Source organism: Corynebacterium diphtheriae, from assembly GCF_001457455.1.
Classification (GTDB): Bacteria; Actinomycetota; Actinomycetes; order Mycobacteriales; family Mycobacteriaceae; genus Corynebacterium; species Corynebacterium diphtheriae.
In genome coordinates, this window is sequence record NZ_LN831026.1 from 2037397 (window position 1) to 2062118 (window position 24722).

The following is a 24722-nucleotide window of genomic DNA, read 5'->3' on the forward strand; positions in this document are numbered from 1 at the left end:
AAATTTGCGATCGAAGGGTGCTACCCCAAACCGCTGTAACTACATCACTTTTACCCCCCGTTAGTTTGTGTAGCTTTCCCCACACATGTCTAGCTGGCACTTTATAAAACTGATTATTTGCCCCAAATATTATTTTTCCCCCTGTGTAACGCACCGATAACAGCAGCCGATGTTTGCGAAAAAATTGCGTAGATCACATTTATCAGATCTTCTAACTCACCCTATTGCGGGGGTAAAATAGCTTTTCCGCTATGCATAGAAACCCCGTTTTGCAGGTTTTAACACTGGCTAAGGATGACGTAAGGCGACATCCTCATGGCCCTTTTGCCTATCCCATACTCATAAAACAGGCCCAGTACGGCCGATATAGGTTATCCCCCGCAGATAAGCACAAAAAGGAGTGGCACGCATTGCGTGCCACTCCTTTATATATAGAGGTATGGGTTGTTTAGAAGCCCATGCCGCCCATCTCGTCAGCACCTGGCATAGCTGGAGCTGCTGGCTCTGGCTTATCAGCCACAACAGCCTCAGTGGTCAGGAACAGCGCTGCAATGGAGGCAGCGTTCTGCAGAGCAGAGCGGGTAACCTTCACTGGATCGTTGATGCCCGCAGCCATCAGGTCGACGTACTCGCCGGTAGCAGCGTTTAGGCCCTCGCCTGCTGGCAGGTGGGAAACCTTGTCTGCCACAACGCCAGCCTCAAGGCCCGCGTTGAGAGCGATCTGCTTCAGTGGTGCAGAAAGTGCCTCGCGGACGATCTTGACACCGGTGGCTTCGTCGCCAGTCAGGTCAAGGTCGTTAGCCAACACGTGTGCGGCCTGGAGAAGTGCTACGCCACCGCCGGCAACGATGCCCTCTTCCACAGCAGCCTTTGCGTTACGCACAGCATCCTCAATACGGTGCTTGCGTTCGGTCAGCTCAACCTCGGTAGCAGCACCGACTTTGATAACTGCAACGCCGCCAGCCAACTTAGCTAGGCGCTCCTGCAGCTTCTCGCGGTCGTACTCGGAATCAGAGTTCTCGATCTCGGTGCGAATCTGGTTCACGCGACCGTCGATCTGAGTGGAATCGCCAGCACCTTCAACGATGGTGGTGTCATCCTTGGTCACAACAACCTTGCGTGCGCGACCCAGCAATGGCAGATCAGCAGTCTCAAGGGAGAGACCAACCTCTTCAGAGATAACCTGGCCGCCGGTCAGGATAGCCATATCCTGCAGCTGAGCCTTACGACGATCACCGAAACCTGGTGCCTTAACAGCAACAGACTTGAAAGTGCCGCGGATCTTGTTCACAACCAAGGTGGACAAAGCCTCACCCTCAACGTCTTCAGCGATGATGAGCAGTGGCTTGCCGGTCTGCATAACCTTCTCCAACAGTGGGAGAAGTTCCTTGATGTTAGAGATCTTGCCGGAAACCAACAAAATGTATGGGTCTTCCAGAACAGCCTCAAGGCGCTCCATGTCGGTTGCGAAGTAACCGGAGATGTAGCCCTTATCAAAGCGCATACCCTCAGTAACCTCGAGATCCACACCGAAGGTGTTGGACTCTTCAACCGTAATCACGGATTCTTTGTTCAGCTTGCCACCGCCGACTGCGTACATCGCCTTAGCGATCTGCTCACCAATAGCTGGATCGGCAGCAGAAATACCAGCAGTAGCAGCGATCTGCTCCTCAGTCTCAACCTCTTTAGCAGAAGCCAGCAGTGCTTCAGTAACCTTAGCGGTAGCCAGCTCAATACCGCGCTTAATGCCCATTGGGTTAGAACCAGCAGCAACGTTACGCAGGCCCTCGCGAACAAGTGCCTGTGCCAAAACGGTCGCAGTAGTGGTGCCGTCGCCAGCTACGTCGTCAGTCTTCTTAGCGACTTCCTTAACCAGCTCAGCGCCGATCTTCTCATACGGATCCTCGAGCTCAATCTCGCGAGCAATCGAGACACCGTCGTTAGTAATGGTAGGAGCGCCCCAGCTCTTCTCCAAAACAACGTTACGACCCTTAGGGCCCAACGTTACCTTTACGGCATCTGCCAGAGTGTTCAAACCCTTTTCAAGGCCACGACGTGCTTCCTCATCAAAGGCAATGATCTTTGCCATGAAACTTTGTGCTCCTTATATATATAGAGGCGTAAAACTCTTGAGAACTTTCGCAGGACGACACTCACGCCTTAAACAACCCAGCAGGCGCCCGCGACGGCACGGTGGCGAGTGTAATCCAACCTCACCCACTGATCTGTCTCTCATGTGTTCATTTGTTTAGCACTCGGTTAGATCGAGTGCTAAGTCCGTTTTAGCAGTCTACGGGTACGAGTGCAAGATTTATCGCTGTCAGCGTAAGAAACATATATATAAGGAATAGAAAAACTTACGTAGCAGAATTTTACATAGCGCGCGCATGTTTATAAGAAAAATGCCTAACTTCATAAGGGTTCAGTTATATAAACGCGAGCGTGTCAAGGAAGATCACGGGGTAGAACTCGTCTAACTGACGGTTTTTACCACACCAGTACTTCATCAAGCACTGCATCTGTCACTACAGAGATGTCCACCCGCATGGCAGTGGCCATATATATGGTGTTAAATATCGCGGATGGTCATCCCACCGGCATACAAACTCACGATCATGTCATCGACATCCGTTAAACACTTCGAGCCTTTCGGGACCATGGTGGGAATATACGTCCCAGCTCTATCCTGGGGGACGCCTGCGGTAACCGGGCCGTCGTTGGAATCAACAGTCTTTAGGTAGGTGCCGTTGCGATAATTGTCGATCCCAGCAGCCGCTTTAGCTTCCCGATCACCGGATTGATAGCCGAGCTGAGCATCCGTCGTCGATGTACCTAGTTCGTCAATCAGCTTCGCGATTTCAGTGTTAGCAAGCAGCTTTTCCTCAGGTCGCGTCAATCTTGGCCTTATCAGCTGAGTCTCGTCTTGCCACAGTAGTCATTCTGGCTTATCTCCTTATGCGGAATAAAATCCCACTCACAAACCATCAGACACCCTCCACCAAAGAGACCAACGACAAGTCATTGTGGGCGGTACCGAAGTGTTTGAGGACTTCGATCCTGCCAGCCTTATAACGCACGACCTGAACACTTACACCTGAGGCGGTCCGCACGTATTTGATGTAGGCCACAGAAAAAATCTACCACGGTCTTAGTTCGCGAAAACACCCCTTCCAACACAACACAACCCCAGACCACAGCGTTAGGGCTCAGAAAACACCGGATTTGTTGTGAAAGTCGGGTGCTCACGCCGAGCCCAGCCATCCTGGCTGCGGCTCGGTCTTTTTATGTCCCGAGTTGCTTGAAACCCCCGGCATAAAGCCACCTACGGGCGAAAAGTCATGGTCCGCGAGCGAGATGTTTGCTCCTGGGGGTACCAGATATAAAAATTGCGTTATCTTTCACCGTTTCGCGTTTTGACAGCGGCCGGCAACTATCGATAAAATTTGGACAACACTGTTGTCTCGCGACAGCCTCATCCTTTTACTCTTCCATGGAGATTCCTATGTTCAAGCGTTCACTCGCGTCCCTCGCTGCCGTCGCCGTCGCCTCTGGTGCGGTTGTTGCGCCGGCAAATGCCATGACTGCCACGGTTAATGGTGATATGTGCACCATTACACCCACTCCTGAAGAAACTAAATTGACAAACTTGACTCAGGCGAGAATGCTCAACAAGGACAAAGCTGCTAATTATAGAGATACCATCGCAGAACCCCAGCTGCTTGCCCTTCGCATGCAAATAAAGAATGATCAACAGAAACTGGCTAACCTCAGACCCGACTCGGTGGAGAAGGAGAATTTGAGGAGAAGGCTGGAGGAGAATACGAAGAAGCTCACCGCCTACCAAAACTTCAAGGATGCGCTGAATGCGTGCATCAACGGTCAGAACTACAACTCGAATCAGTCCGGGCGCCCGAATAACCCCGATGGCTCGGATCAGCCCGGTGGCCCGAAGCGGCCCGATGACTCGAGTAAGCCCGGGCGCCCGAATAACCCCGAGGGCCCGGAGCGGCCCGGTGGCCCGAAGCGGCCCGATGACTCGGATCAGCCCGGTGGCCCGAAGCGGCCCGATGACTCGGATCAGCCCGGTGGCCCGAAGCGGCCCGATGACTCGAGTAAGCCCGGGCGCCCGAATAACCCCGAGGGCCCGGAGCGGCCCGGTGGCTCGAAACATCCCGATGGCTCGGATCAGCCCGGTGGCAAACGCGCTCTGCCTTCGATCAACGGAGCAGTAATCGGCGTCATCGTCGCGGTTCTCGGCATCTTGGTCGCCGCTCTGCCGGTCATTAAGTCGATGCTCCCGGCTCTCCTGCCGTAAGCAGGTTCCCACTCTAGGCTCAGTGGTCATCCCCGCCGCGGTCTCAAAAAAGATTGTGCGCGGGGATTCGTGCTTTCCTGGTGAGCGTAGGGCATGCTCGTGGCGATAAGGCGTGTTTTCCCAGTACATGGGACATAAATGCATGTCGAAATTCGGTAGAAGCCTAACACAGTGAGACAATTTGGCGATATTTCTTGTTATAAGGGCGCGCCGTACGGCGCTGCGCCGGCAAGTAACACCCGCCATAGAAAGACTGATGACTTTTACCTGACTTTCACAATTTGGTTTAGTCCGCGAGTTTCGGCTTAAGCCTCAAGGATTGTGGTGATGAGGTTCGTGGTTTCTTCGTCGATGTTGGGCGGGATGTGGGCGTGACCTCTGAAAAGTAGACAGGGTAAGTGGCAATTATGCCGCCTTGGTCAGTGCAATAAATTGGGATTCAAAAACATCAGGCGATATCTGTCCACACCAAAAGTGCCGGCGCTGTGTGTTATATCTGATACACCACCGAAAATACCTCCCGCCAGCATAGCAGCGAATTAGCGAAAACTTTCCTATTACGCAAGACTTCTGTTTTCACCGTGGAATTAAATGACCCTGCCAACGCATTATCTGCACTAGTACCGATAACACCCATGAACTCGATTACACCAAATTCCTAGCATCGTATGCTAAACGCTGCTGATGTACACACGCTGCCATGATCTGAACGAAAGATGGCACCATCAAGCCCACCACGGGCTGTACTGACATGGTCTAAAGCCTCAATCACAAGGCTACTTCACACATGGTCTGCGATCACAAAACCGGCAAATTGGCGCAAATACAGATCAATAACCGTGGCCAGATACATATTAGAGCCGTTCCTACAGGACAAATAGGTAAATATCACCGACATACACCTGGTTTAGTGCTTGCGCACGAAACCGTCGTTTCACTAGATCCTCAAACACCGGAATTGATGCGCTGCGCTAGGTAATCACACACCAGCAGCGTTTGCTAAATCCACGTAGTTTCATGTTTTTCATGATCCCGGCAACCTTTTTATGATTGACCCACGCAAAGCACTCATCGTCGTTGAATCACGCAGTGATGCGCTGTGCACCATACAGTCCGTCTTCTTCAGCAAAGACTACGGCAATACGGACTCCAAGTACACCGTCTGCGCAGATACGTGATGCACGGCGGGCTTGTGCGGCTTTCCATGTATAAAACGATGAACGTGTGAGCTTTAAAACGGTGCACATCCGCTTGACCGAGTACCCGGTCTTGTAGTCCTCGACAAACTAGAAGCGGATCACCAGCTTGTCTCTTCGGCAAAATATTTCACAGCCTTACGCACAATTATCTCGTTGTTCGCGCAGCTTTGCGTTTTCTTTTTCCAATAAACGTATACGTTCTGCGTCGGAGGCTGCTTCTGCTTGGGCTTTAGCCTCGATCATACGAGTCCTCTTACCAGTGCCGAGTTCTTTCTCCCACTGATGTAATGAAGCACGGTTGACTTCCGGTTCGGCGGCGGCAGCAGCCAGAGACAAGTTCTCATTGTTTTCATAAAGAGCAACGGCGTCACGCTTGAATTACTCAGAATAGAACTTAGACATAGTAGGTAGAATACCTTTCCTCCCAGCCCGAACGGCCGAGAATCTAGATGTCTACCAAACAGGGGTCAGGTCCATGTCTATGAGCGTACGTGGCCCCATTGTGATGAACTAGAGCGAGCAATTCATGAATATGTTGACTTCTATAACGAAGATAGAATCAAGCTTGAGTTCGATGGATTAAGCATCAATCAACGCAGGCGTGAACTGCTACTTTGAACATTCCTAAAAATGTCCGCATCCCCTTTTGTGTGGGATTTGATGTGTCGATTCATTCCTTGACTTGGGGCAAGGTGCGGATATTGAATGAAAATCAGTTCCAACCTGAGGTTGAGCCCTCAAATACGCCGGTCATTGCCAACCTGTGATATTTGAACCTGCTACGGCAATTCTTATGACAGGTCGTATGAATTGCCCAACATGCCCGATCTGCGGAACCAACATGCACAAAAACGGTACAACAACAGCAGGAACCCCACGCTGGCGTTGCCCCAACTGCAACGCTTCTCAAACCGGCACCAGGGCCAACACCGCCAATATCTAGCACTTCAAAGTCTTTTTAGACTGGGTCCTTACCGGCGAACCAGCCCAACGCATAGCACACCGCCTTCACGTCACCCGACGCACACTGACCCGGTGGTTTACCTTCTTCTGGTTTATCGTGGTGCCTCACATACCGACAAGTTCCGCGTCTACGACCAGTTGTTTATCGACGGCACCTACTTTCACAAGAAATGCCTGCTTGTTGCGTGCACCGCCGAACACCCCGTGGCCTGGCTGTGGTGCACCGGGGAATCAAAATACAACTACGCCAGACTCCTGGACAGGCTCGCACCACCACTGATCGTCACGATCGAAGGCTCTGGCGGTGCCCGCGCAGTCATTAAAAAGCACTGGCCAGATACTAAAATCCAGCGATGTCTCGTTCATGTTCAGCGCAATATCCTCACCGACATCTCACGTCATCCCCGCTATCTAGCGCATAAAGCACTGCGCACGTTCGCGTATCAGCTCACACATATCGAAACTCAAGATGAAGCACGCGAGTTTATCACTAGAGTTCACAAGGCCAGCGTGACATTCGGCCCTTGGCTAAAAGAGAAAACATACCGCAGCCAGGTAAAAGCCGTGGATATACCGCGGTGCGTCACGCCGAGTCAAAAATTCTGGTTCACGCACCGTGGCGCTAGGCGAAGCTTCAACAGGCTCCATGAACTTATCAACGACGGAACGCTATTTACCTACCTGAATCCTCCTGAAGGCGTGACCTGCGACGTGAAATCCACAACGAACCTGCTTGAAGGCGGAATCAACAAGCAGCTCAAAGACCTTGCTAGAGCCCATCGTGGAACCTTCGATGAGCATCAACGCACCATCATGGATTGGTGGCTCTATGTCCGCACGGAGAACCCAGTGTCGCCACTACAGCTGGCTCTTGAGCAAGATTTCGGACGCAAAGGCGAACAGAAGGAACGGGCGGCCTAGGCCAAGGAAGAAATCAAGCGCCGCGGCCATGCTGATGGTCGACCAGCCGCCTATGACACGGGAATCGATTCCGAGTGGAATCCCCTTTTGTCCCTTAAGCCAAAAATCGTTTAACGGGAAAACGAGAAAAGCTCCCCATTCCAATGGAGTGGGGAGCATACGTTGTTCTATTTAGTAAGGGATCGTATTACCACCGAGAAGCTTCTCGAAGAACATGAAGAGCGAGTCGAAGAGGTCCCCAACGAGGGACAGGAGGTCTAAACCGAGGCCTGACAAAGAAGACATAATTAAACCTTTCTTTTTGGTGACGCGTTCAAACCGGATTGTTTGAATTTATTTCACCATAAGCATGGCTCGGGGATCGTGTCAAACTATTTCTTACCCTAACTTAAATTTATATCGACTACCCGTCCATGGGTGCTGATCCTCTCGGAAGGGGCAAGGAATGGGTGTGGGGGTATGGCCGCCGTTTACCCCCCCCGTAGGGGTCTTGAACGATGCTGCCGCAGCTGTCAATGCCGCAAACCCAGCAGAAGCTGAGGCGCTCATCAAAGAGCTTGACAGAGAGTGTCCGATTGTTTGTGTGCGGGGGCTTGGTTTACAAGTAGTCCGCGAATCGGTCGGGGTAAGCCACGGCTAGTTGGTTGATGGCTTGTTTCCACCCGGTGGCTTTCGCTCCTTCAATATAGCCGTTGCATTCGATGGCGCGCTTCGCTTTCTTCGCTCGCTGGGCAGCGCGCTTGTCCTCGATGTTGCAGATCATCAGCCACAGCGTTTTCAGCGCCGCGGTATCGTTCGGGAACTGGCCGCGGTTGCGGGTGGCTTTCCGCAGCTCAGCATTCAGCGATTCGATCGAATTCGTGGTGTAGAGTACCCGCCGTGCCGCAGGCGGGAACTGCAAAAATGGCACAAACCGGTCCCAGGCGTCGCGCCAGACTTTGACCGATTGCGGGTATTTACGGCCCAGTTCACTGGCCTCGAATGCGTCCAGGGCGGCGCGGGCGGTGTCCTCGGTCGGTGCGGTGTAGACCTCCCGTAGCGCACTTGATACGGGTTTGCGGTCTTGGTAGGACACCCACCTGTTGGCCGCCCGGATCAGGTGCACGATACAGGTCTGCACCATGGAATTCGGCCAGGTTGCCTCCACGGCTTCCGGCAGGCCTTTGAGCCCGTCGCAGCAGACGATGAACACGTCTTGGACCCCACGGTTGGCAAGGTCAGCGCACACGGATGCCCAAAAACTGGCGCCTTCATTGTCTGCGATCCACAATCCCAGGATGTGCTTGATGCCGTCCATGTCGACGCCTACCGCCATGTAGCAAGACTTGTTGACCACGCGGTGGCCATCGCGGATCTTCACTCGCAGCGCGTCGAGGAAGATCACTGGGTAGAACTCGTCGAGCTGGCGGTTTTGCCAGATCATGACCTCTTCTAACACCGCGTCGGTAATGGTGCTGATCGTATCTGGGCTCATATCCACCCCGAGGGTGGTGGCGAGGTGGTGCTGAATATCGCGCACGGTCATCCCACCGGCGTACAGGGAGATGATCATGTCATCAAGCTCCGTCAGACGGCGGGTGCCTTTAGGCAGCATCCGCGGCGTAAACGTGCCAGCTCGATCCCGGGGCATAGTCACATCAAAGGTGCCGTAGCCAGAGTTGACGGTTTTGGTGTACGACCCGTTGCGGTGATTGCCACCATCCGGGGTGCCCAGCTGGGCTTTCGCCGTACGATCAGAGTGCGCGTATCCTAGATGCGCGTCCATTTCAGCCTGCAGACCAGCGTTGATCGATGCCTGCAAAAGACCTTTGACCAGGTCGCTGGCATCATCGGTGGAAGTCGACAACTCGCCGATCAGTTCGGCGATTTCCGGATTTTCCATCAGCTTAGCGCTGATCTCGTTGACCCTGTTCGGGTCATGACCTTTCCTCGGTGACACGGTAGTCATTATCAGTGAAACTCCTTCTGGATCAGAGCCTCACACACAAAACACCTGACACCCTCGCTTGACAAGATCGACCCCTAGGGCTTCTTGCCCCAAGAGTCCTAAGATCTCAAAAGCCGTTGAGACCAAAAAATACGAAATCGTCAAGGCTAAAGCCGAAAAGCTGCTCCAAGAAAAAGCAGACCAAGACAAAAAGATCAAGAAACACGCGTTAATGCCGCCGAAGCCGCACACCAAAAGAGTACGACAAGCTAGCAGAGCAAGCTAAGCACGAAACCGAAGAAGAAGCACGCCTCGAACGCGAAAAAGCCCAGCACCACAGCCACAGCCTGAGCCAGCACCAGCTCCTGCACCACAGGCTCAAGCACCAGTCGTGCCACAAGAAAGCGGCTCCTCCGTCGGCGACTTCATCGCAGGCATCTTAGCCATCGTCACAGGTGCGCTCACTCCCATGAGCATCGGCACCACCGCCAACACCTTCCTCAAAAACAACGGACTGCCGCACTTCTAATTCCCCGCACCGGCCAAGCAGCGTAGTTTGGCCGACCCCGCTGGTGAACGTCGATAAGCGAAACTTCACAGCACCCAACAATTACAACACCTAAGCCACGACGTATGCTGGATAACATGACAAAAACAACTATCCAGACCGTCCGACCCCTCGTAGAAAAACAACGCGAGCGCATCTTCAAAGACCTCAGCGAAATTACCTCCTACAACTCAGTGCACTCCACCCCAGAATGCGCCGAAGACCACGCCGCAGCCTGCGCCTGGATCGTCAACGCACTGAAAGAAGCCGACCTCAACGTCACCGAATACCCCTATGACGGCGGCGCAACCACAGTCATCGGCACCAAAGAACCAGAAGACGGCGCACCCACCGTCCTCCTCTACTGCCACTACGACGTAGTCCCCGCCGGCGACCCAACCGCCTGGGAAAGCGACCCCTTCACCCTCACCGAACGCAACGGACGCTGGTACGCCCGCGGCGCAGCCGACTGCAAAGGCAACATCGCCATGCACCTCGCCGCACTCCGCGCAGTCAAAGAAGCCGGCGGCACCAAACTCGGCATCAAATTCCTCGTCGAAGGCTCCGAAGAACAAGGCGGCGCAGAACTCTCCGACCTCATCAAAAAACACCCAGAACTCTTCGACACCGACGTCATCCTCATCGCCGACTCCGGCAACCAAGCCGTCGGCACCCCCACAATGACCACCACCCTCCGCGGCGGCGCACGCATCACCGTCACCCTCCGCACCCTCGAATCCGGCGTACACTCCGGCGCATTCGGCGGCGCAGCACCAGACGCAACCGCAGCACTCATCCGACTCCTCGACACCCTCAAAGACGAACACGGCCGCACCACCATCGACGGCATCGACTGCACCGCCCACTGGGAAGGCGGCACCTACAACCGCGAAGCCTTCAAAAAAGACGCAACCATGCTCGAAGGCACCACCATCATGGGCACCGAAAACGACAACCCAGCCGACATGGTCTGGGCACGCCCAGCAATCTCCATCATCGGCTTCACCTCCACCCCAGTCGACCACGCCATCAACGCCGTCCCACCAATAGCATCCGCACGCCTCAACCTGCGTGTTCCACCAAAAATGGACGCCAACCAAGTAGCAGACGCACTCGTCAAACACCTCAAAAACCACGTCCCATGGGGCGCACACATCGACGTCACCTACGACGACGCCAACCAACCCTTCTCCGCCAAACTCGACGGCCCCGCCATGCAACTATTCAACAGCTGCCTCGCCGGCGCATACGGCCAAGACGACACCGTCAAAATCGGCTCCGGCGGATCCATCCCACTCTGCTCCGAACTCCTCGAAGTAGTCCCACGCGCAGAACTCGCCCTCTTCGGCGTAGAAGACCCACAAGCCACCATCCACTCCCCCAACGAATCCGTTGACCCCAACGAAATCCGCGACATCGCCGTCGCAGAAGCAGCCTTCCTGCTCAGCTACGGCAAGTAACGCGCGGGGCTCGTGTTTTGGTGCCTGGTGCCTAGTGCTTAGTACCTTGGTGCCTGGCGCCCTGGCGTGAGCAATTTTTGTACCCTAAGCCTGCATTTCCGCAGGACGCCCCTCCGGGAAGCGTCGTTAAGGTGCAAAAATTGCTCACCACAGCCACTAACCCCGCGCCGCGTGCCACCAACCCTGCGCCGTGTGCCACTAACCCCTGCGCCGTGTGCCACTAACCCCTGCGCCGCACGCACCAACCCCGCGCCACGGCCACCGCACACCCCGTCGTGAGCAATTTTTGTACCCTAAGCCTGCATTTCCGCAGGACGCCCCTCCGAGAGACGTCGTTAAGGTGCAAAAATTGCTCACCGCGGCCACTAACCCTGCGCCGCGTTTCTCCATCCGTGCAAAAATCCTGTTTTAATGGTCGGTATGAAAAGTGCACCCTCAATCACCGCCATGTTCACTGCGTTGTTTGCGTGGTTTTTGGTGCAACAGTCATCGCTGGGCTCCAACCGGCGCTTTAGCGAATGGTTCCCACCCCTCGACCTAGCCATCTACAAGAAGGCCGGCCTGGTGCTCGACCGCGGCGGCCACCTCTACGACCGCGTGTTTTACCACGACCTCGGCTTTACCTACACCCCGTTTGCCGGCTTGATCTTTAAGTTCTTGTCCCGCATGGATGACAACATGCTGACCGTCGTGTGGCAGAGCGCGAACTTTGTGGCCCTGCTCGCGGTCATCCTGATGATTTTTGCACGCAAGCAGCTCACCGCCGGTGGGGTCATCGCAGCAATCGCCATGGCCGCGGGCTTTATGTCCCTCATCGAAATCCGCGATAGCTTTTTCTACGGGCAGATCAACCTGCTGCTCATGTTCCTCGTGGCCATGGACTTCCTGCCACACAAGCGCACCGGCATCGGAATCGGGCTTGCTGCGGGTATCAAACTCACCCCCGCGATCTTTATCGTGGTGCTTCTCATTCAACGACGCTGGTGGTCAGCGGCAAGCGCGGTGGTCACATTCGCGGCGACGGTCGCTACGGGCGTGTGGGTGCCAGACACGTGGGATTTCTGGACCAATAAGATTTTTGATTCCTCGCGCGTGGGCACCCAAACCAACCCTGGTGCGCAGTCGCTTCGTGCGGTGCTCGTGCGTCTCGACGCAGAACAGTACTGGATTCCCGCCATCATCGCCGTCCTTCTCGTGGCCGGCTTCGGATTCTGGCGGGCGCGCAACAACCCTGCCATGTCGCTGGCTCTAGGTGGCATTACTGCCTGCTTGGTGTCGCCGTTTAGCTGGTATCACCACTGGGTGTGGGTCGTGCCGGCGGTCGTGGCCATCTTTATCGCCATGGACTTTTCGCACTGGGCGCTTGCTCAGCTCGGCGCGGTGGCCGCAGCCGCGATCTCAGTGGCAGTGTTCTCCCCGCACCTGCTGTTTTTCCATGACTGGTTCAAAGACTGGTTCTGCGTATCGGGCTTGGTGTTCGTCGCAGGCTATGCGATCATCAGCCCGATCGCGGGTTACATCTCGGCGAGGACGGCGTCGACAACCGGCAGCCAAGAACCTGTTTCTTTGTAAATAGCGCGCTGCCGCTGGTAGCTGGCACCTGTCTGGCAAATGGTGAGCACGCCTTGGAGTTCGTCGTAGCAGCCGAGCTCACGGGCAAGCGGACTGAGGCGTTCCACTAGTGCGCGCAGCTCGTCGGTAACCCATGCCTCGTCGGTGTCGCGGGAGATGATGATCTCCGCGTCCATGCCATAGCGGGCAGCACGCCACTTGTTCTCGGCAACATGCCAATCCTGCAGCGTAGGGAGCTCCTCGCCACGGTCGAGTTTGCGCTCAAGGTCTACGATCAGGCAGTGTGTCAGTGCTACGGCTGCGGAAAGTTCGCGCAGGTTGGTGGAGTCGCAAATACGGACCTCCACGGTGCCATAGCGGGTGGGGCGAATATCAAAGTGCATAGAACCGGTGTGGTTAATCACGCCGGACTTATTCTGATCCGCCATGTACGCCTCCCACTCATCCCAGCTCTGGAACTGGTAGGGCAGGCCTGCTGTGGGCAGCTGCTGGTACAGCATGGTGCGGTTGGAGGCATAGCCAGTATCAATGCCGTCCCAGCCTGGAGAGGAAGCAGTCAACGCCAACAGGTGCGGGTAGTAGGTGAGCATGGCGTTGATGATGGGCCACACGCGATCCTTGCTGGAAATACCCACATGGACATGAATACCCCAGATCAGCATCTGGTTACCCCAGTACTGAGTGCGCTCGATAATCTCGTTGTAGTGGCCTTTTTCATTCACCGGCTGCTTGCGGAAGTCCGAGAAGGGGTGCGAGCCTGCAGCCCACACCTTCAAACCCATGTCGGCTGCAATGGCTTTGACTTCCTCAATGCCCTCGCGCAGCTCCTCAATGGCTTCGGGGACGGTGGTGCATACCGACGTCACCAGCTCCACTGTGTTAGCAAGGAACTCGCGTTCCAAATGCGTGGTGGCTTTCTCAATGACCTCGTGGCCACGGGGCACAAGGTCACGTGAGTGCGGGTCGGCAAGCGCTACTTCCCATTCAACGCCGAGGGTTGGGGGCGAAGGCGGAAATATCATTGGACTGTAACCACTACGATGTCGGGATTGTCATGCTGTGCGATAACCGCATGCAGCTGATCTGCGATTTTTTGTGCCTGTGCTTGGTGGCCGGCTGGGTAGAACACAGTGGTTTGTGGAACAACCGCGTCTGGAAGGTTGCCAACCTCGACCACATCTATGCCGTGGCTGCGGAGGGTATCAGCAACTTGGGCAGCGAGGCCTTGCACTGTGGAGTTATTGAGCACGCGAACCGGCACAGGGCGCTCAGCAGCAGGTTTATCAGCTGCAGGTTTATCAGCAGGTTTGTCGGCTGGGGCCTTTTCGGCCGGCGCAGCGGATTCGCCCGGCGCGTCGGAGGCGGCAGGAGTATCAGATACAGCTGGTGCCTGCGGTGCGGACTTCTCCGCGGGGGTTTGCTCGGATGTCTCGGCAGTGCTGGTCTTTGGTGCACTAGAAGAGTTATCAGAGGTGACTGAGTAGACTCCCCACGCGCCGAGCATTAAGGCGACGGCGATGAGGATCATGGCAATTCCACGCAACGGCAGTTGTTTCACAAGGTCCAAGTCTAGCGTGTGTCCCTGCGTCGGCGGAGTCGTGCCGTCAATAATGGGTACTCGGCGATCACAGTGGGGTCGTCGATAGCTACGTTGAGCATCTGATAATAACGCACCGGCGTAAGCCCAAGTTCACGGATGGCTTCCTCTTTGGCACCGAGGCTGCGCGGGGCTTTTTCTTCGAATGCGAGCAAGTCAAGATAATGTATAGGCATGATTCGTCCGATCGTTATTTGTGGAGATCCCGTCCTCCATAACCCTACTGCCCCCGTGAGCGACCCAGCAGAAGTCCAAGACCTCATTGCAGACATGTATGAAACCATGGAAGCAGCTCGTGGTGTAGGTCTTGCCGCTAACCAAGTTGGTGTTGGCTTGCGCCTTTTCGTGTTCAACTGCCCTGACGACGAGGGCCACTTCCACCGCGGTTGCGTGATCAATCCTGTGCTGGAAACCTCCGAAATCCCTGAAACCATGCCTGCCGACGACGGCAGCGACGACGAAGGCTGCCTCTCCGTCCCAGGCGAAGGCTTCCCCACCGGCCGTGCCGACTGGGCACGCGTGACCGGCCTCGAAGCCGACGGCACCCCCGTGGTTTACGAGGGCACCGGCTTCCTCGCCCGCTGCTTCCAGCACGAAGTGGGCCACCTCGACGGCTTCCTCTACACCGACACCTTGATCGGCCGGTGGAAGCGCCAAGCTAAAAAAGCCATCAAACGCAACGGTTGGTCTGCGGGTATGACTTGGATGCCGGGGGTGGACCCTGATCCGTTCCACTAAATTCCGCACCGGTCCGGTGCAGGTCGGCGACCGCATTGTGGTCCGCCAAGAGGAATTCGACACCATTGGGCACGTTTTAAGCGTCGATCCGCTGATCGTGCGCCCGCACGCACGCGGCGGTTTGCCGTCGAACGCCGAGCCCGTGCGCATTGACAATCCGCTCATGATTAAGCGGCTCAGCCCGCGCACTGTGCGCAACGCAGATATTCGCGCCATCGAAGTAGCCACCGCCAAAGCTTTCCCCGGCATCGAACACACGTGGTGTGGGCAGTGGCTGCTGCGTGCCGGCGACGGTGTCACCGAGCGTTCCAACTCGGCAGCCCCCTTGGGCCCACAAGCCCTGTTCACGCCGGTCCCCTACGAGGAAATCAAGGAATTCTACCGCCGGCACAACCTGCCAGCGCTGATCTTGGTGCCGGAAAGAATCGCCCCCGCGATCCCAGACGACGGCCCCGAAATCATCGTGATGACGCACCCCCTGGATAACGTCAGCGAAATTGACGACGTCCACGCGGAATTCCTCGACCAACCCGACGACGATTGGCTTGAGCTCTACCACTTCCGCGGCAAAGCCCTGCCCCGCCACGCACTTGAACTGTTGCGCACAACTATCGACGGCCGCATGTGCTTCGGCAGACTTAAGCGCGACGGGAAAACCGTGGCTATTACCCGCGGCACCATCACCGACGGCTACCTCGGTTACTCCGCGGTGGAAGTCGCACCGGAGTATCGTCGACAAGGCCTTGCTACCGAACTCGGCGCAGCCATGCTCGCATGGGGTAAAGCCCACGGCGCACACACCGCATACCTGCAGGTCATTGAGAGCAATGCCGCCGGAATCGGGCTGTACCACAAGCTAGGGTTTGTGGAACATCATCGTCACAAGTACGTGCGGGTATCCTAGCAACATGCGCATTGCCAACTGGAACGTGAACTCCGCCCGGGCGCGAGTAGACCGAATACAGGACTTCCTCGAACGCCACGACATTGACGTCCTTGCCATGCAAGAAACCAAATGCCGCGACGACCAGTTCCCCGAATTCAAAGGCTACGAAGCCGCCCACTTTGGCATCAACCAATGGAACGGCGTAGCCATCCTCTCCCGAGTAGGCATTGACGACGTCCTCACCAGCTTCGGGCAACCCGACTACGAAGAATTCGAACCACGTTCCATCGGCGCAATCTGCGGCGGCGTGCGCGTGTGGAGCCTCTACATTCCCAACGGCCGCGAAATCGCCCACCCCCACTACGACTACAAACTGCGCTGGCTCTACGCCCTCCAACACTATGGCGTCACCGGCGACACCGTCTGGTGCGGCGACTTCAACATCGCCCCCACCGACAACGACGTCTGGGACATCGACTTCTTCCAAGGAAAAACCCACGTCACCGAACCAGAACGCCAAGCCTTCGAAGCACTGACCGACATCATGCCGATCACCTCCCCCGAGGGCTACACCTACTGGGACTACACCGCTGGCCGGTTCCCCAAAAACCAAGGAATGCGCATCGACTTCCAGCTCTCCAACATGACCCCCACCGGCGGATTCATTGACGTTGAAGAGCGCAAAGGCAAGGGGGCTTCCGATCACGCCCCAGTGGTGGTGGACTATTGATAGATTGGCAAACAGCTGGCCTGATCATCGACTACGCCATCAAAATCGTAGCCATCGGATTCGTCCCTGAAGGCCGTCGTCCCTCCAGCTCCACCGCATGGCTCCTCGCCATTTTGTTGCTCCCCTTCGTAGGCCTACCCCTCTTCTTGCTGATGGGCAGCCCTTACATCAACCGGCGTCGCCACGACGTTCAACGCCGCGCCTTCCAAATGATCAGGGAACGCCAATCCCACGTACCCGACTACCCGCCAGACACCGTCCAAAGCCCCGAGCTGACCTCCATGATCCGCATGAACCGTCGGCTCACCGCTATGACGGCCACCACTGGATCAGTCAAGCTACATTCCGACTACGACGAAACCATCCAAGCGATGGCCGATGCCGTAGACCAAGCCCGCGACTACGTCCACGTACAGATCTACATCGTCGCTTGGGACGACACTACCGACGTGTTCTTCCGAGCACTTGAACGCGCAGTCCAACGAGGCGTAGAAGTCCGCCTCCTCTTCGACCAAGTAGGCAGCTGGAAATACCCAGGCTACCGCCGCCTCGGCAAACGCCTCACCGCCATCGGAGTGGACTTCCACCTCATGCTGCCCCTGCAGCCCTTCCGCTGGCGCTTCCGCCGCCCCGACCTGCGCAATCACCGCAAGCTACTCATTATCGACGGCCAACGCGGCTTCATCGGCTCCCAAAACATGATTGCCTCGCATTACACCCCACGCAATCGCTCCAAGGGCCGTCATTGGGTTGACGTGATGGTCGAGCTCGAAGGTCCCATCGTGGCCTCCATGAACACCGTCTTTGTTGTCGACTGGTCCCAAGAAAGCCACATCGTCCCAGAATTCGAAGTACCCCCAGCCGACCACGGCGACGTAATGCAGATCGTCCCCTCCGGCCCAGGTTTTAGCACCGAACCAAACCTCCGGCTGTTCAACGAGATGATCCACCACGCCAAAAACCAGCTGATCATGTGCAGCCCTTACTTCATTCCCGACGAATCCATGCTCGAAGCAGTCACCTCCGCCTGCTACCGTGGAGTCCGCGTAGAACTCCTCGTCAGTGAACAAGCCGACCAATTTGTTGTTGATCACGCTCAGTCCAGCTATTATCAGACGCTTCTCGAAGCCGGCGTACACATCTACCGCTACCACGCCCCCGCCGTGCTCCACAGCAAGTTCCTCATCGCAGACCCCCACGGCGTGGCCGTCTCTGTGATGGGTTCCTCCAACATGGACATGCGCAGCTTCGGCCTCAACTACGAAGTCTCCCTCATGACGCTCCAAGGCCAACTCACCCACCTGCTTTACGAGCTAGCCGAAACCTACAAAGAAAACTCCACCGAGCTCACCCTCGAAGAATGGAACCAGCGCGGATTCGTCCGCCGCTACGTGGACAACATCATGAAACTGACCTCAGCGCTGCAATAATCGCTGGCTAGACAAAGAAATCGGTCCGGCGAGGGTTCGGACGTGGCACAAGATACTAGGGGTCCTACCATCTACCGCACCGCAGAACACGGTGATAGTTACCGTTATCGAAGCCGAGCCCGTCGAGCCCGTCAATGCACTCTAAAACCGGAAACGCCCCTAAACGGGGGTATTTCGAAGGATTTTTCTCCAACTTCACACCAAATCGCTTTCAGACCGGCCGTTTGAGCAGATTTGGTGTGAAGTGCCGTCTTTTTCGGGGGTGGACGGGGGTGGCGCGCCCACCAACGCCCACCAGCGCCACCAACGCCCACCAACGCCACGCCGCCAACATCCGACACACAATCAATGCACTCTAAAACCGGAAGAGCAGATAAATTCGCCGGACCGATTTTTCGCTATGCGGGTACTAGGAGAAACCCTCCTTAAGCGTCGCGCTTATTTAGGATGAACACTCCGATCACCCAGATGGCGATGGCCCATGCTGCGAAGTACACGCCGCTTTCTTGCCAGCTCCACACGGTGTCGGATTGGGTGAGAAAGGCATTCATGTTGGTGATCGGCCCGTATTTCATGGCGTCGCCAACTTTGGGGAGCAGTGACAGCAGGCTTTCCAGTGCGAGGACCCAGAGCAACATGATGGTGGTAGCACCTGCGGTCTGGCGGACTATGTAGGCAATGCCTTGGGCCATGGTGACCAGCAGGATGGCAACCAAGGGGTAGATCCACATGAGTCGCAGGGCGTTGTCATCGTGCCAGACGTTGAGGGTTTTGCTGGCCACGCTGCCGCCCATCCATTTAGCCACGTAGTAGCTGAGCACCACGGTGCCCCATGTCAGGAGCGCGCCGAAGACTGCGAACATCCACTTGGCAACTGCGACCACTGTGCGGTTCGGGGTAGCTAGGAAGGTGACTGTTTGGTAGTTGTGGCGGTATTCGCTGGTCACGAGCATGATTGCTTGGACGCAGAGCACGAGGAAGCTCAGCCCTTGGATTCCCATGACGGCAGAGGCCGCGTAGATAACGGGGATACCTAGTGGCCCTGGGGCGACGTTGTAGTGGAAGAGCGCGGAGAACCCGGCGCCGAAGATGATGAACAATGCGGTTGTCCACCAAAATGCTTTCGTGGTGATGAGTTTTGTCCACTCAGTTCTTACTGCCATATTGCACCGCCCCGCTGGTCATTTCCATGAATGCATCTTCTAGGGATGCCTGTTGTTGAGTGAGAAGTTGCAGGGCTACGCCTGCTTCGAAGGCCAGCTTGCCGACGCGTTCCGGAGAAGCGTCAACCTCTAGCACACCGTTGTTTTCTGTTACTTGGAAGCCCTCGGCGTTCAAGGCTGCTGCTAGTTGTGGCGCGGCAGGTTTTACCACGGTGGTGTTGCGCGAGTGTGCTTGGATGAATTCCGCTGTGGAGCAGGAGGCAACGAGTTTGCCGCGGCCGATGACCACAAGGTGGTCGGCGGTTTGGGCCATCTCGGCAAGCAGGTGGGAGCTGACTAAGATGGTGCGGCCCTCGGCGGCTAGGCGGCGTAGGAAGTCGCGGACCCAACGAATACCTTCGGGGTCGAGTCCATTGACGGGCTCGTCCAGGATAATGACTTCGGGGTCCCCCAAAAGAGCTGCGGCCAGACCAAGGCGCTGGCCCATGCCCAGGGAGAAGCCGCCGGCCTTCTTCTTGGCCACTGAGCTAAGGCCAACAAGGGCGAGGGCTTCGTCGACACGCGAAGCAGGTATGCCATTGGACTGGGCAAGCCACAAGAGGTGGTTGCGTGCACTGCGGTTGGGGTGCACTGCTTTGGCGTCGAGAAGCGCCCCGACGTGGGTTAATGGCTTTTTTAGCCTGCGGTATTCCACGCCACCGATCGTGGCTGTACCGGAGGTCGGTGTGTCTAATCCGAGAATCATGCGCATGGTTGTGGACTTGCCGGCACCATTGGGGCCGAGGAACCCCGTGACGATACCCGGCGAGACGTTAAACGTCAGGTCATCAACCGCGCGCACCTTCCCATACTCTTTGGTTAACCCGCGTACTTCAATCATGCGTTCTATAGTGCCACAGTGTAGGTTAAACACAATGAACGACCAATGGCTTGACGTGCAGAGTCGGTCACGCCTGAGCGCCTTCTGGCACGACTCGGTTACCTACCCCATCATGTGGTCGAAGAAACTGCTGCGGTTTCTGGCCACCACACCCGGCAAGATGACCACCCTCGTGGTCGTGCTGTCCGTCGTGCTGCTTTCTGCAGGGTTGTCCATGGCGCAAAGTTCCGCACAACGCCACGCAGACTTGAACACGTTGGTCGGACACACCGAGCCGGTAGCCAACATTGCACAGGACCTCTACTCTTCGCTGTCGTTGGCGGACACGGAGGCGTCGGCAAGCTTTGTGCGCGGCACCAACGATAACTACGTGGAATACATCCAAAAAGCCGCCCTCTTGGTCACCCAAACCGACGGTGATATCGCCAACATCGCCACCCAACTGCCCGTGTACACGGGGCTGGTAGAAACCGCGCGGGCTAATAACCGCCAAGGACATCCCGTGGGCGTGGCCTACATGTCTGAGGCCAGCACCCTCATGCAAGAAAGTATCCTGCCTGCCGCTTCCCAGCTCTATCTCAACGCAGCCGAGCAAGTCTCCACAGCGCAACGCAATCTCGCCCGCCCCCAAATCCCACTCATCGGGCTCGTCGTTGCCCTCGTGCTTCTTGTTGTTGGGCAAATTTGGCTGGCACACGTGACCCGCCGACGATTCAACGCTTGGTTTTTGCTGGCCACCGTCCTCATGCTGGTATCCACCACGTGGGTGGGCACCACCAACTGGCTCAACTACCGCGCAGGCTCCGTGGCCTACGAACAAGCAGCCGAGCCACTAGAGCTCCTTACCGAGGCGCGTATCCACGCCCAGCGGGCGCGTACCGACGAAACCCTCGCCCTGGTGTGGCGACAATCGCTAGAAAACTCCAACCACACCTTTAGCACCACGTTAAAGCGAGTGGACAAAGCACTGAGCAAGCCAGGCCTTGACCCTGCCGAGGTTGCCGCTGCGCGCAATGCCATGAACACATGGAGTGCCAGCCACGAGGAACTGACCAACTTTCTTAACTCCGGCCGCTATGAGGAAGCCCTCAAGCTGACCACGGAAGGCCCCAGCGCCTTCACCGACCTTGACGCAGCACTCGACTCGCTCATCGACTCCACCCGGGTACGACTGCGCGCCGAAATCCGCGGCGTGGATACTACACAGGTCAACGTAGTCATCGGCCTGACCATTGCCGCCGTGCTAGCCCTTTGGCTGGGAATCCGCCCCCGACTTCAGGAGTATCTGTGAAACGCCGTGCACTTTTGACCGCCACCGCAGCTACAGCAGCGCTCTGCCTGACCAGTTGTGCACAATCAGTTCCGCCCGTAGAGCTGGTCGACATCCCACCGCTGCCGCTCCCCGCCGGTGCTACCGTAGGGCCTCCTGCCAGCGGCACAATCCAAACAGGCAACCTGTTGGGATCCCTACGCCCCAATGGTGACGACGTTCCCAAGGTCCGCCAGCGCGGCTACCTGATCGTGGGCATCGACCAATCCCAAAATCTGTTGAGTTTCCGCGACACCGACGGTGACCTTAAAGGCTTTGAGGTTGACCTCGCCCGCGAAGTTGCGCGCGATATATTTGGCGAACCTAAAATTGACTTCCGCTACGTCGATTCCACCTCCTGGGTCAAAGCCCTCGAAGACGGACAGGTGGATATGGTGCTGCGCTCCATTTCCGTTACCCGCGAACGCCAAGACCAAGTGTTCTTTTCCACCCCGTACTTCTCCGGTAAAACCCGCATTCTTGCCCAAAAAGACTCCGACATTCACGGCGCGGAGGACCTTAAAGGAACAGTCTGCGTGACCAACCTGTCCACCGGCTCCAAACGCCTAGGCACCATCGCACCGAATTCCACCATGCTCGCCGTGCGCAACTCCGCGGATTGCCTGCTTGCGCTCCAACAAAACCACGCCGACGCAGTGATCTCCGACGATGCCATCCTTTCTGGGATGATCGCCCAAGATCCTTTTACACACATCGTGGGTGACCCCATCGCCACCGAGCAATATGCGGTTGCTTTTGCCAAACCGCGCACGGGACGCGACACCGCGCCGATGATTCGCCAAGTAAACTCCACCTTTGAACGGATTTTCCGCGACGGCACGTGGACACGCACCTACAATCACTGGTTCGGTGCCTACCTTGCACCACAAGCACATCCGGCTGTGCACTATCGGGAGGAACGATGAACGAGACTGAAGCAGTCCCCTTCGATCCCTTTGCGGATGACACCGACGATGACATGGACGAGCTGCTCAGCGACCTTGACCAGCTCCGCATGGACGTAGGGCAGCGCTCCCGCGAAGAAGCAATCTCCACATTCCGATCCCGTCGCGGCGCCAACCGCACCTCGCGGACCGTGGCCAACGGCATGGTTACCCTGCCGTTTATCCCCGTGCGCCCCGTTAGCGAAGTACTCAAATCTGAGGAGTACATCGCAAGCGTTGGCGACGAGCCCGCCCTCAAACCAGGTGATGTTCTAGCCGGCCAGTACGAAGTCGCAGGCGTGATCGCCCACGGCGGCATGGGGTGGATCTACCTCGCCCACGACCGCAATGTTTCCGGCCGCATGGTGGTGCTCAAAGGCCTGCGCGACAAGGCGAAACCCCAAGACTACGGTGCCGCAGTAGCCGAGAAGGAATTCCTAGCAGACATCACCCACCCGGGGATCGTGAAGTCCTACAACTTTATCGACGACCTCATCGTGATGGAATACGTCGAAGGCCCAGCACTGCGCGGCCCCATGGCTATCGACCTTGCCATCGGCTACATCCTAGAAATCCTGCCGGCGCTGGACTACTTGCATTCCCGTGGCGTGGTGTACAACGACCTCAAACCAGACAACATCATTATCTCCGAGGACCAGGTCAAGCTCATCGACCTAGGTGCAGTATCCGGCATCGGTGCGTTTGGGTACATCTATGGCACCAAAGGATATCAGGCGCCAGAGGTGGCCAGCGATGGGCCGTCGATAGCCAGCGACATTTACACCATTGGCCGCACGCTGGCCGACCTCACCATCGACCTCAACGACGGTGCCGGCGGCAAAAAAGACCTACCCACCGCCGACGAGGAACCCCTATTTGCGCAGAACCTTTCCTTCTACCGGCTGGTGCGCCGCTGCACGCGCAGCGATCCCGCGAAGCGTTTTAGCAGCGTGAGGGAGCTAGAAACCCAGCTCTACGGGGTATTACGCGAATATTTGGCCGTGCATAAAAGCCAGCAGTTCCCCGCGCAACACTCCTTGTACTCGCCGCAGCGTTCCACCTTTGGCACCAAACACATGGTATTTCGCACGGATCAGCTTATCGACGGCATCGAGCGCAACGTCCGCATCACCTCCGAGGAGGTCAACGCCGCACTCCCCGTGCCGCTGCTCGACCGCCAAGACCCAGGCGCGATCCTGATTTCGGGTTCCTCCTACACCGAGCCCTCCGAGGCGCTACAAACCATGCGCGAGGCCATGACGCAGGAAAAATTCAGCGGCTCGGTGGAGATTCCACTGGGAATCGTGCGTGCCCTACTCGACCTCGGTTTCACCGACGAGGCCGCCTCCTGGCTCGAAGATCTTGTCCCCCGCCTAGGCAACGAGTGGCGGCACCAGTGGTATTCCGGTGTCACCTCGCTGCTTCTCGACGACTACCTCACCGCCCAACAGCACTTCAACGAGGTGTACAACATCCTGCCTGGGGAGTCGGCGCCCAAACTTGCGCGTGCCGCTGTCTGCGAAATGCTGCTGCAAGAAAAAGGCCTCGAATCTACAGCGCTTCTCGACCCCGCTGTGACAGTCGCCGCCGCCGACATCAAGGGCGAAGGCATGAGCAACATCTGGCGCGAGCTGACCAGCGATCCCGCCACGCTGCGCTTTAAGGCGATCTACCTCTACGCCCTTGTGTGGCGCACCAACCCCACCACGGTGTCCTCGGCCTTTGGGCTGGCACGCCAGCTCGCCGCTGAAAACCAGATTGATTTGGCAGTGTCCACCTTGGACCGCGTCCCCCAAAACTCTACGCACCGTCGCATGGCAGAACTCACCGCAATCTTGCACCTGCTGGGTGATTTGAGTGAAGCCCGCCTTCGTCGGGCAGCGCGCCGCCTCGAAGCAATCCCCACCAATGAGCCACGCTTTTTGCAGATTCAGATCGCGATTATGAACGCGGCCCTGCAATGGCTGCGCACCGGCGGCGAAGCCACCAACAATCCGATTTTTGAGTACCCCTTTACACAGCGGGGATTGCGCAACGGGCTGTCTGCCACACTCCGGCAGCTCGCCCGCAGCGCCCCCAGCTCACATCGCTACGCGCTTGTCGACGTAGCCAACCAGGTCCGCCCCATGACCTGGTTCTAA

At 56.8% G+C, this 24722-nt stretch carries 19 protein-coding genes and 4 pseudogenes; 13 read left to right on the forward strand and 10 right to left on the reverse strand.

The genetic code is table 11. From position 1 onward, the window contains the following. Window positions 1-448: 448 nt before the first annotated feature. Entirely contained in the window at window positions 449-2089 is a 1641-nt protein-coding gene (gene groL, locus AT687_RS09775; RefSeq protein ID WP_014319359.1) for a chaperonin GroEL, read from the reverse strand. 349 nt (window positions 2090-2438) lie between these two features. Further along, window positions 2439-2932 (reverse strand): annotated as a pseudogene (locus tag AT687_RS09780) (transposase); the annotation flags it as partial. Window positions 2933-3502: 570 nt separating this feature from the next. Here AT687_RS09780 and AT687_RS09785 point away from each other — a divergent pair. Then, window positions 3503-4315: a hypothetical protein gene (locus tag AT687_RS09785; RefSeq protein ID WP_041740558.1), complete on the forward strand. Its 813-nt coding sequence runs from the start codon at window positions 3503-3505 to the stop codon at window positions 4313-4315. Window positions 4316-4720: 405 nt separating this feature from the next. Here AT687_RS09785 and AT687_RS12670 read toward each other — a convergent pair. Then, a pseudogene (locus AT687_RS12670) lies at window positions 4721-5892 on the reverse strand (IS3 family transposase); the annotation flags it as partial. Between the two features lie 111 nt (window positions 5893-6003). Between AT687_RS12670 and AT687_RS13550 the strand changes: the two are divergent. Together AT687_RS13550 and AT687_RS12105 are read left to right on the forward strand one after the other, a co-directional pair. Then, window positions 6004-6132 (forward strand): annotated as a pseudogene (locus tag AT687_RS13550) (IS3 family transposase); the annotation flags it as partial. 187 nt (window positions 6133-6319) lie between these two features. Next, window positions 6320-7512 (forward strand): annotated as a pseudogene (locus AT687_RS12105) (IS1249 family transposase). 484 nt (window positions 7513-7996) lie between these two features. Here AT687_RS12105 and AT687_RS09805 read toward each other — a convergent pair. Together AT687_RS09805 and AT687_RS13320 are read right to left on the reverse strand one after the other, a co-directional pair. Next, on the reverse strand, window positions 7997-9346 hold the full coding sequence (locus AT687_RS09805; protein ID WP_014319011.1) for an IS256-like element IS1132 family transposase: 1350 nt from the start codon (window positions 9344-9346) through the stop codon (window positions 7997-7999). A gap of 248 nt (window positions 9347-9594) precedes the next feature. Beyond that, the gene (locus AT687_RS13320; RefSeq protein WP_265582564.1) at window positions 9595-9723 is read right to left on the reverse strand and encodes a hypothetical protein; all 129 of its coding nucleotides are present in this window, start codon (window positions 9721-9723) and stop codon (window positions 9595-9597) included. Between AT687_RS13320 and AT687_RS12675 the strand changes: the two genes are divergently transcribed. From AT687_RS12675 to AT687_RS09815, 3 genes are all read left to right on the forward strand, one after another. Then, window positions 9717-9854 carry a hypothetical protein gene (locus tag AT687_RS12675; protein ID WP_014319368.1) on the forward strand — a complete coding sequence of 46 codons (138 nt, stop codon included), beginning with the start codon at window positions 9717-9719 and terminating at the stop codon, window positions 9852-9854. The two genes, AT687_RS13320 and AT687_RS12675, sit on opposite strands and share 7 nt — an antisense overlap. A gap of 104 nt (window positions 9855-9958) precedes the next feature. Then, complete coding sequence (locus AT687_RS09810) at window positions 9959-11332, forward strand: dipeptidase (protein WP_014319369.1); 1374 nt, start codon at window positions 9959-9961, stop codon at window positions 11330-11332. A 411-nt stretch (window positions 11333-11743) separates the two neighbouring features. Next, the gene (locus AT687_RS09815; protein WP_014319371.1) at window positions 11744-12904 is read left to right on the forward strand and encodes a glycosyltransferase family 87 protein; all 1161 of its coding nucleotides are present in this window, start codon (window positions 11744-11746) and stop codon (window positions 12902-12904) included. Here the strand turns inward: AT687_RS09815 and AT687_RS09820 are convergent. The 3 genes from AT687_RS09820 to AT687_RS09830 are packed head-to-tail and all read right to left on the reverse strand — an operon-like array spanning window position 12847 to window position 14677. Then, window positions 12847-13926, reverse strand: coding sequence for a glutamate--cysteine ligase (locus AT687_RS09820; RefSeq protein ID WP_014311565.1), 1080 nt, complete (start codon window positions 13924-13926; stop codon window positions 12847-12849). The two genes, AT687_RS09815 and AT687_RS09820, sit on opposite strands and share 58 nt — an antisense overlap. Beyond that, on the reverse strand, window positions 13923-14471 hold the full coding sequence (locus AT687_RS09825) for a LytR C-terminal domain-containing protein (RefSeq protein WP_014319372.1): 549 nt from the start codon (window positions 14469-14471) through the stop codon (window positions 13923-13925). The genes AT687_RS09820 and AT687_RS09825 overlap by 4 nt, the downstream gene beginning before the upstream one ends. A gap of 2 nt (window positions 14472-14473) precedes the next feature. Beyond that, entirely contained in the window at window positions 14474-14677 is a 204-nt protein-coding gene (locus AT687_RS09830; RefSeq protein ID WP_003852983.1) for a DUF3263 domain-containing protein, read from the reverse strand. Here AT687_RS09830 and AT687_RS09835 point away from each other — a divergent pair. From AT687_RS09835 to cls, 4 genes are read left to right on the forward strand one after another with little or no spacing between them, the layout of a single operon-like run. Further along, window positions 14676-15239: a peptide deformylase gene (locus AT687_RS09835; RefSeq protein ID WP_003852985.1), complete on the forward strand. Its 564-nt coding sequence runs from the start codon at window positions 14676-14678 to the stop codon at window positions 15237-15239. The genes AT687_RS09830 and AT687_RS09835 overlap by 2 nt on opposite strands. Further along, window positions 15226-16143 carry an N-acetylglutamate synthase, CG3035 family gene (locus tag AT687_RS09840; RefSeq protein WP_420795294.1) on the forward strand — a complete coding sequence of 306 codons (918 nt, stop codon included), beginning with the start codon at window positions 15226-15228 and terminating at the stop codon, window positions 16141-16143. The genes AT687_RS09835 and AT687_RS09840 overlap by 14 nt, the downstream gene beginning before the upstream one ends. Before the next feature lie 4 nt (window positions 16144-16147). Next, window positions 16148-16855, forward strand: coding sequence for an exodeoxyribonuclease III (locus AT687_RS09845; protein WP_014319373.1), 708 nt, complete (start codon window positions 16148-16150; stop codon window positions 16853-16855). Next, window positions 16852-18285, forward strand: a complete 1434-nt coding sequence (gene cls / locus AT687_RS09850) for a cardiolipin synthase (protein WP_014319374.1) — start codon at window positions 16852-16854, stop codon at window positions 18283-18285. Before AT687_RS09845 ends, cls begins: the two co-directional genes overlap by 4 nt. A 425-nt stretch (window positions 18286-18710) precedes the next feature. On the opposite strand, the gene AT687_RS09855 is transcribed toward cls, so the two are convergent. Next, entirely contained in the window at window positions 18711-19448 is a 738-nt protein-coding gene (locus AT687_RS09855) for a multidrug ABC transporter permease (RefSeq protein WP_003852994.1), read from the reverse strand. Next, a complete protein-coding gene (locus AT687_RS09860) occupies window positions 19432-20328 on the reverse strand; it encodes an ABC transporter ATP-binding protein (RefSeq protein ID WP_041740565.1) in 897 nt (298 codons plus the stop codon). Before AT687_RS09860 ends, AT687_RS09855 begins: the two co-directional genes overlap by 17 nt. Window positions 20329-20362: 34 nt before the next feature. Between AT687_RS09860 and AT687_RS09865 the strand changes: the two genes are divergently transcribed. Genes AT687_RS09865 through AT687_RS09875 form a run of 3 tightly spaced genes read left to right on the forward strand, consistent with a single transcriptional unit; the run spans window position 20363 to window position 24722 of the window. Next, complete coding sequence (locus AT687_RS09865; RefSeq protein WP_014319376.1) at window positions 20363-21619, forward strand: MCP four helix bundle domain-containing protein; 1257 nt, start codon at window positions 20363-20365, stop codon at window positions 21617-21619. Continuing rightward, window positions 21616-22563, forward strand: coding sequence for a transporter substrate-binding domain-containing protein (locus AT687_RS09870; protein WP_014319377.1), 948 nt, complete (start codon window positions 21616-21618; stop codon window positions 22561-22563). Before AT687_RS09865 ends, AT687_RS09870 begins: the two co-directional genes overlap by 4 nt. Beyond that, window positions 22560-24722: a serine/threonine protein kinase gene (locus tag AT687_RS09875; RefSeq protein ID WP_014319378.1), complete on the forward strand. Its 2163-nt coding sequence runs from the start codon at window positions 22560-22562 to the stop codon at window positions 24720-24722. Before AT687_RS09870 ends, AT687_RS09875 begins: the two co-directional genes overlap by 4 nt.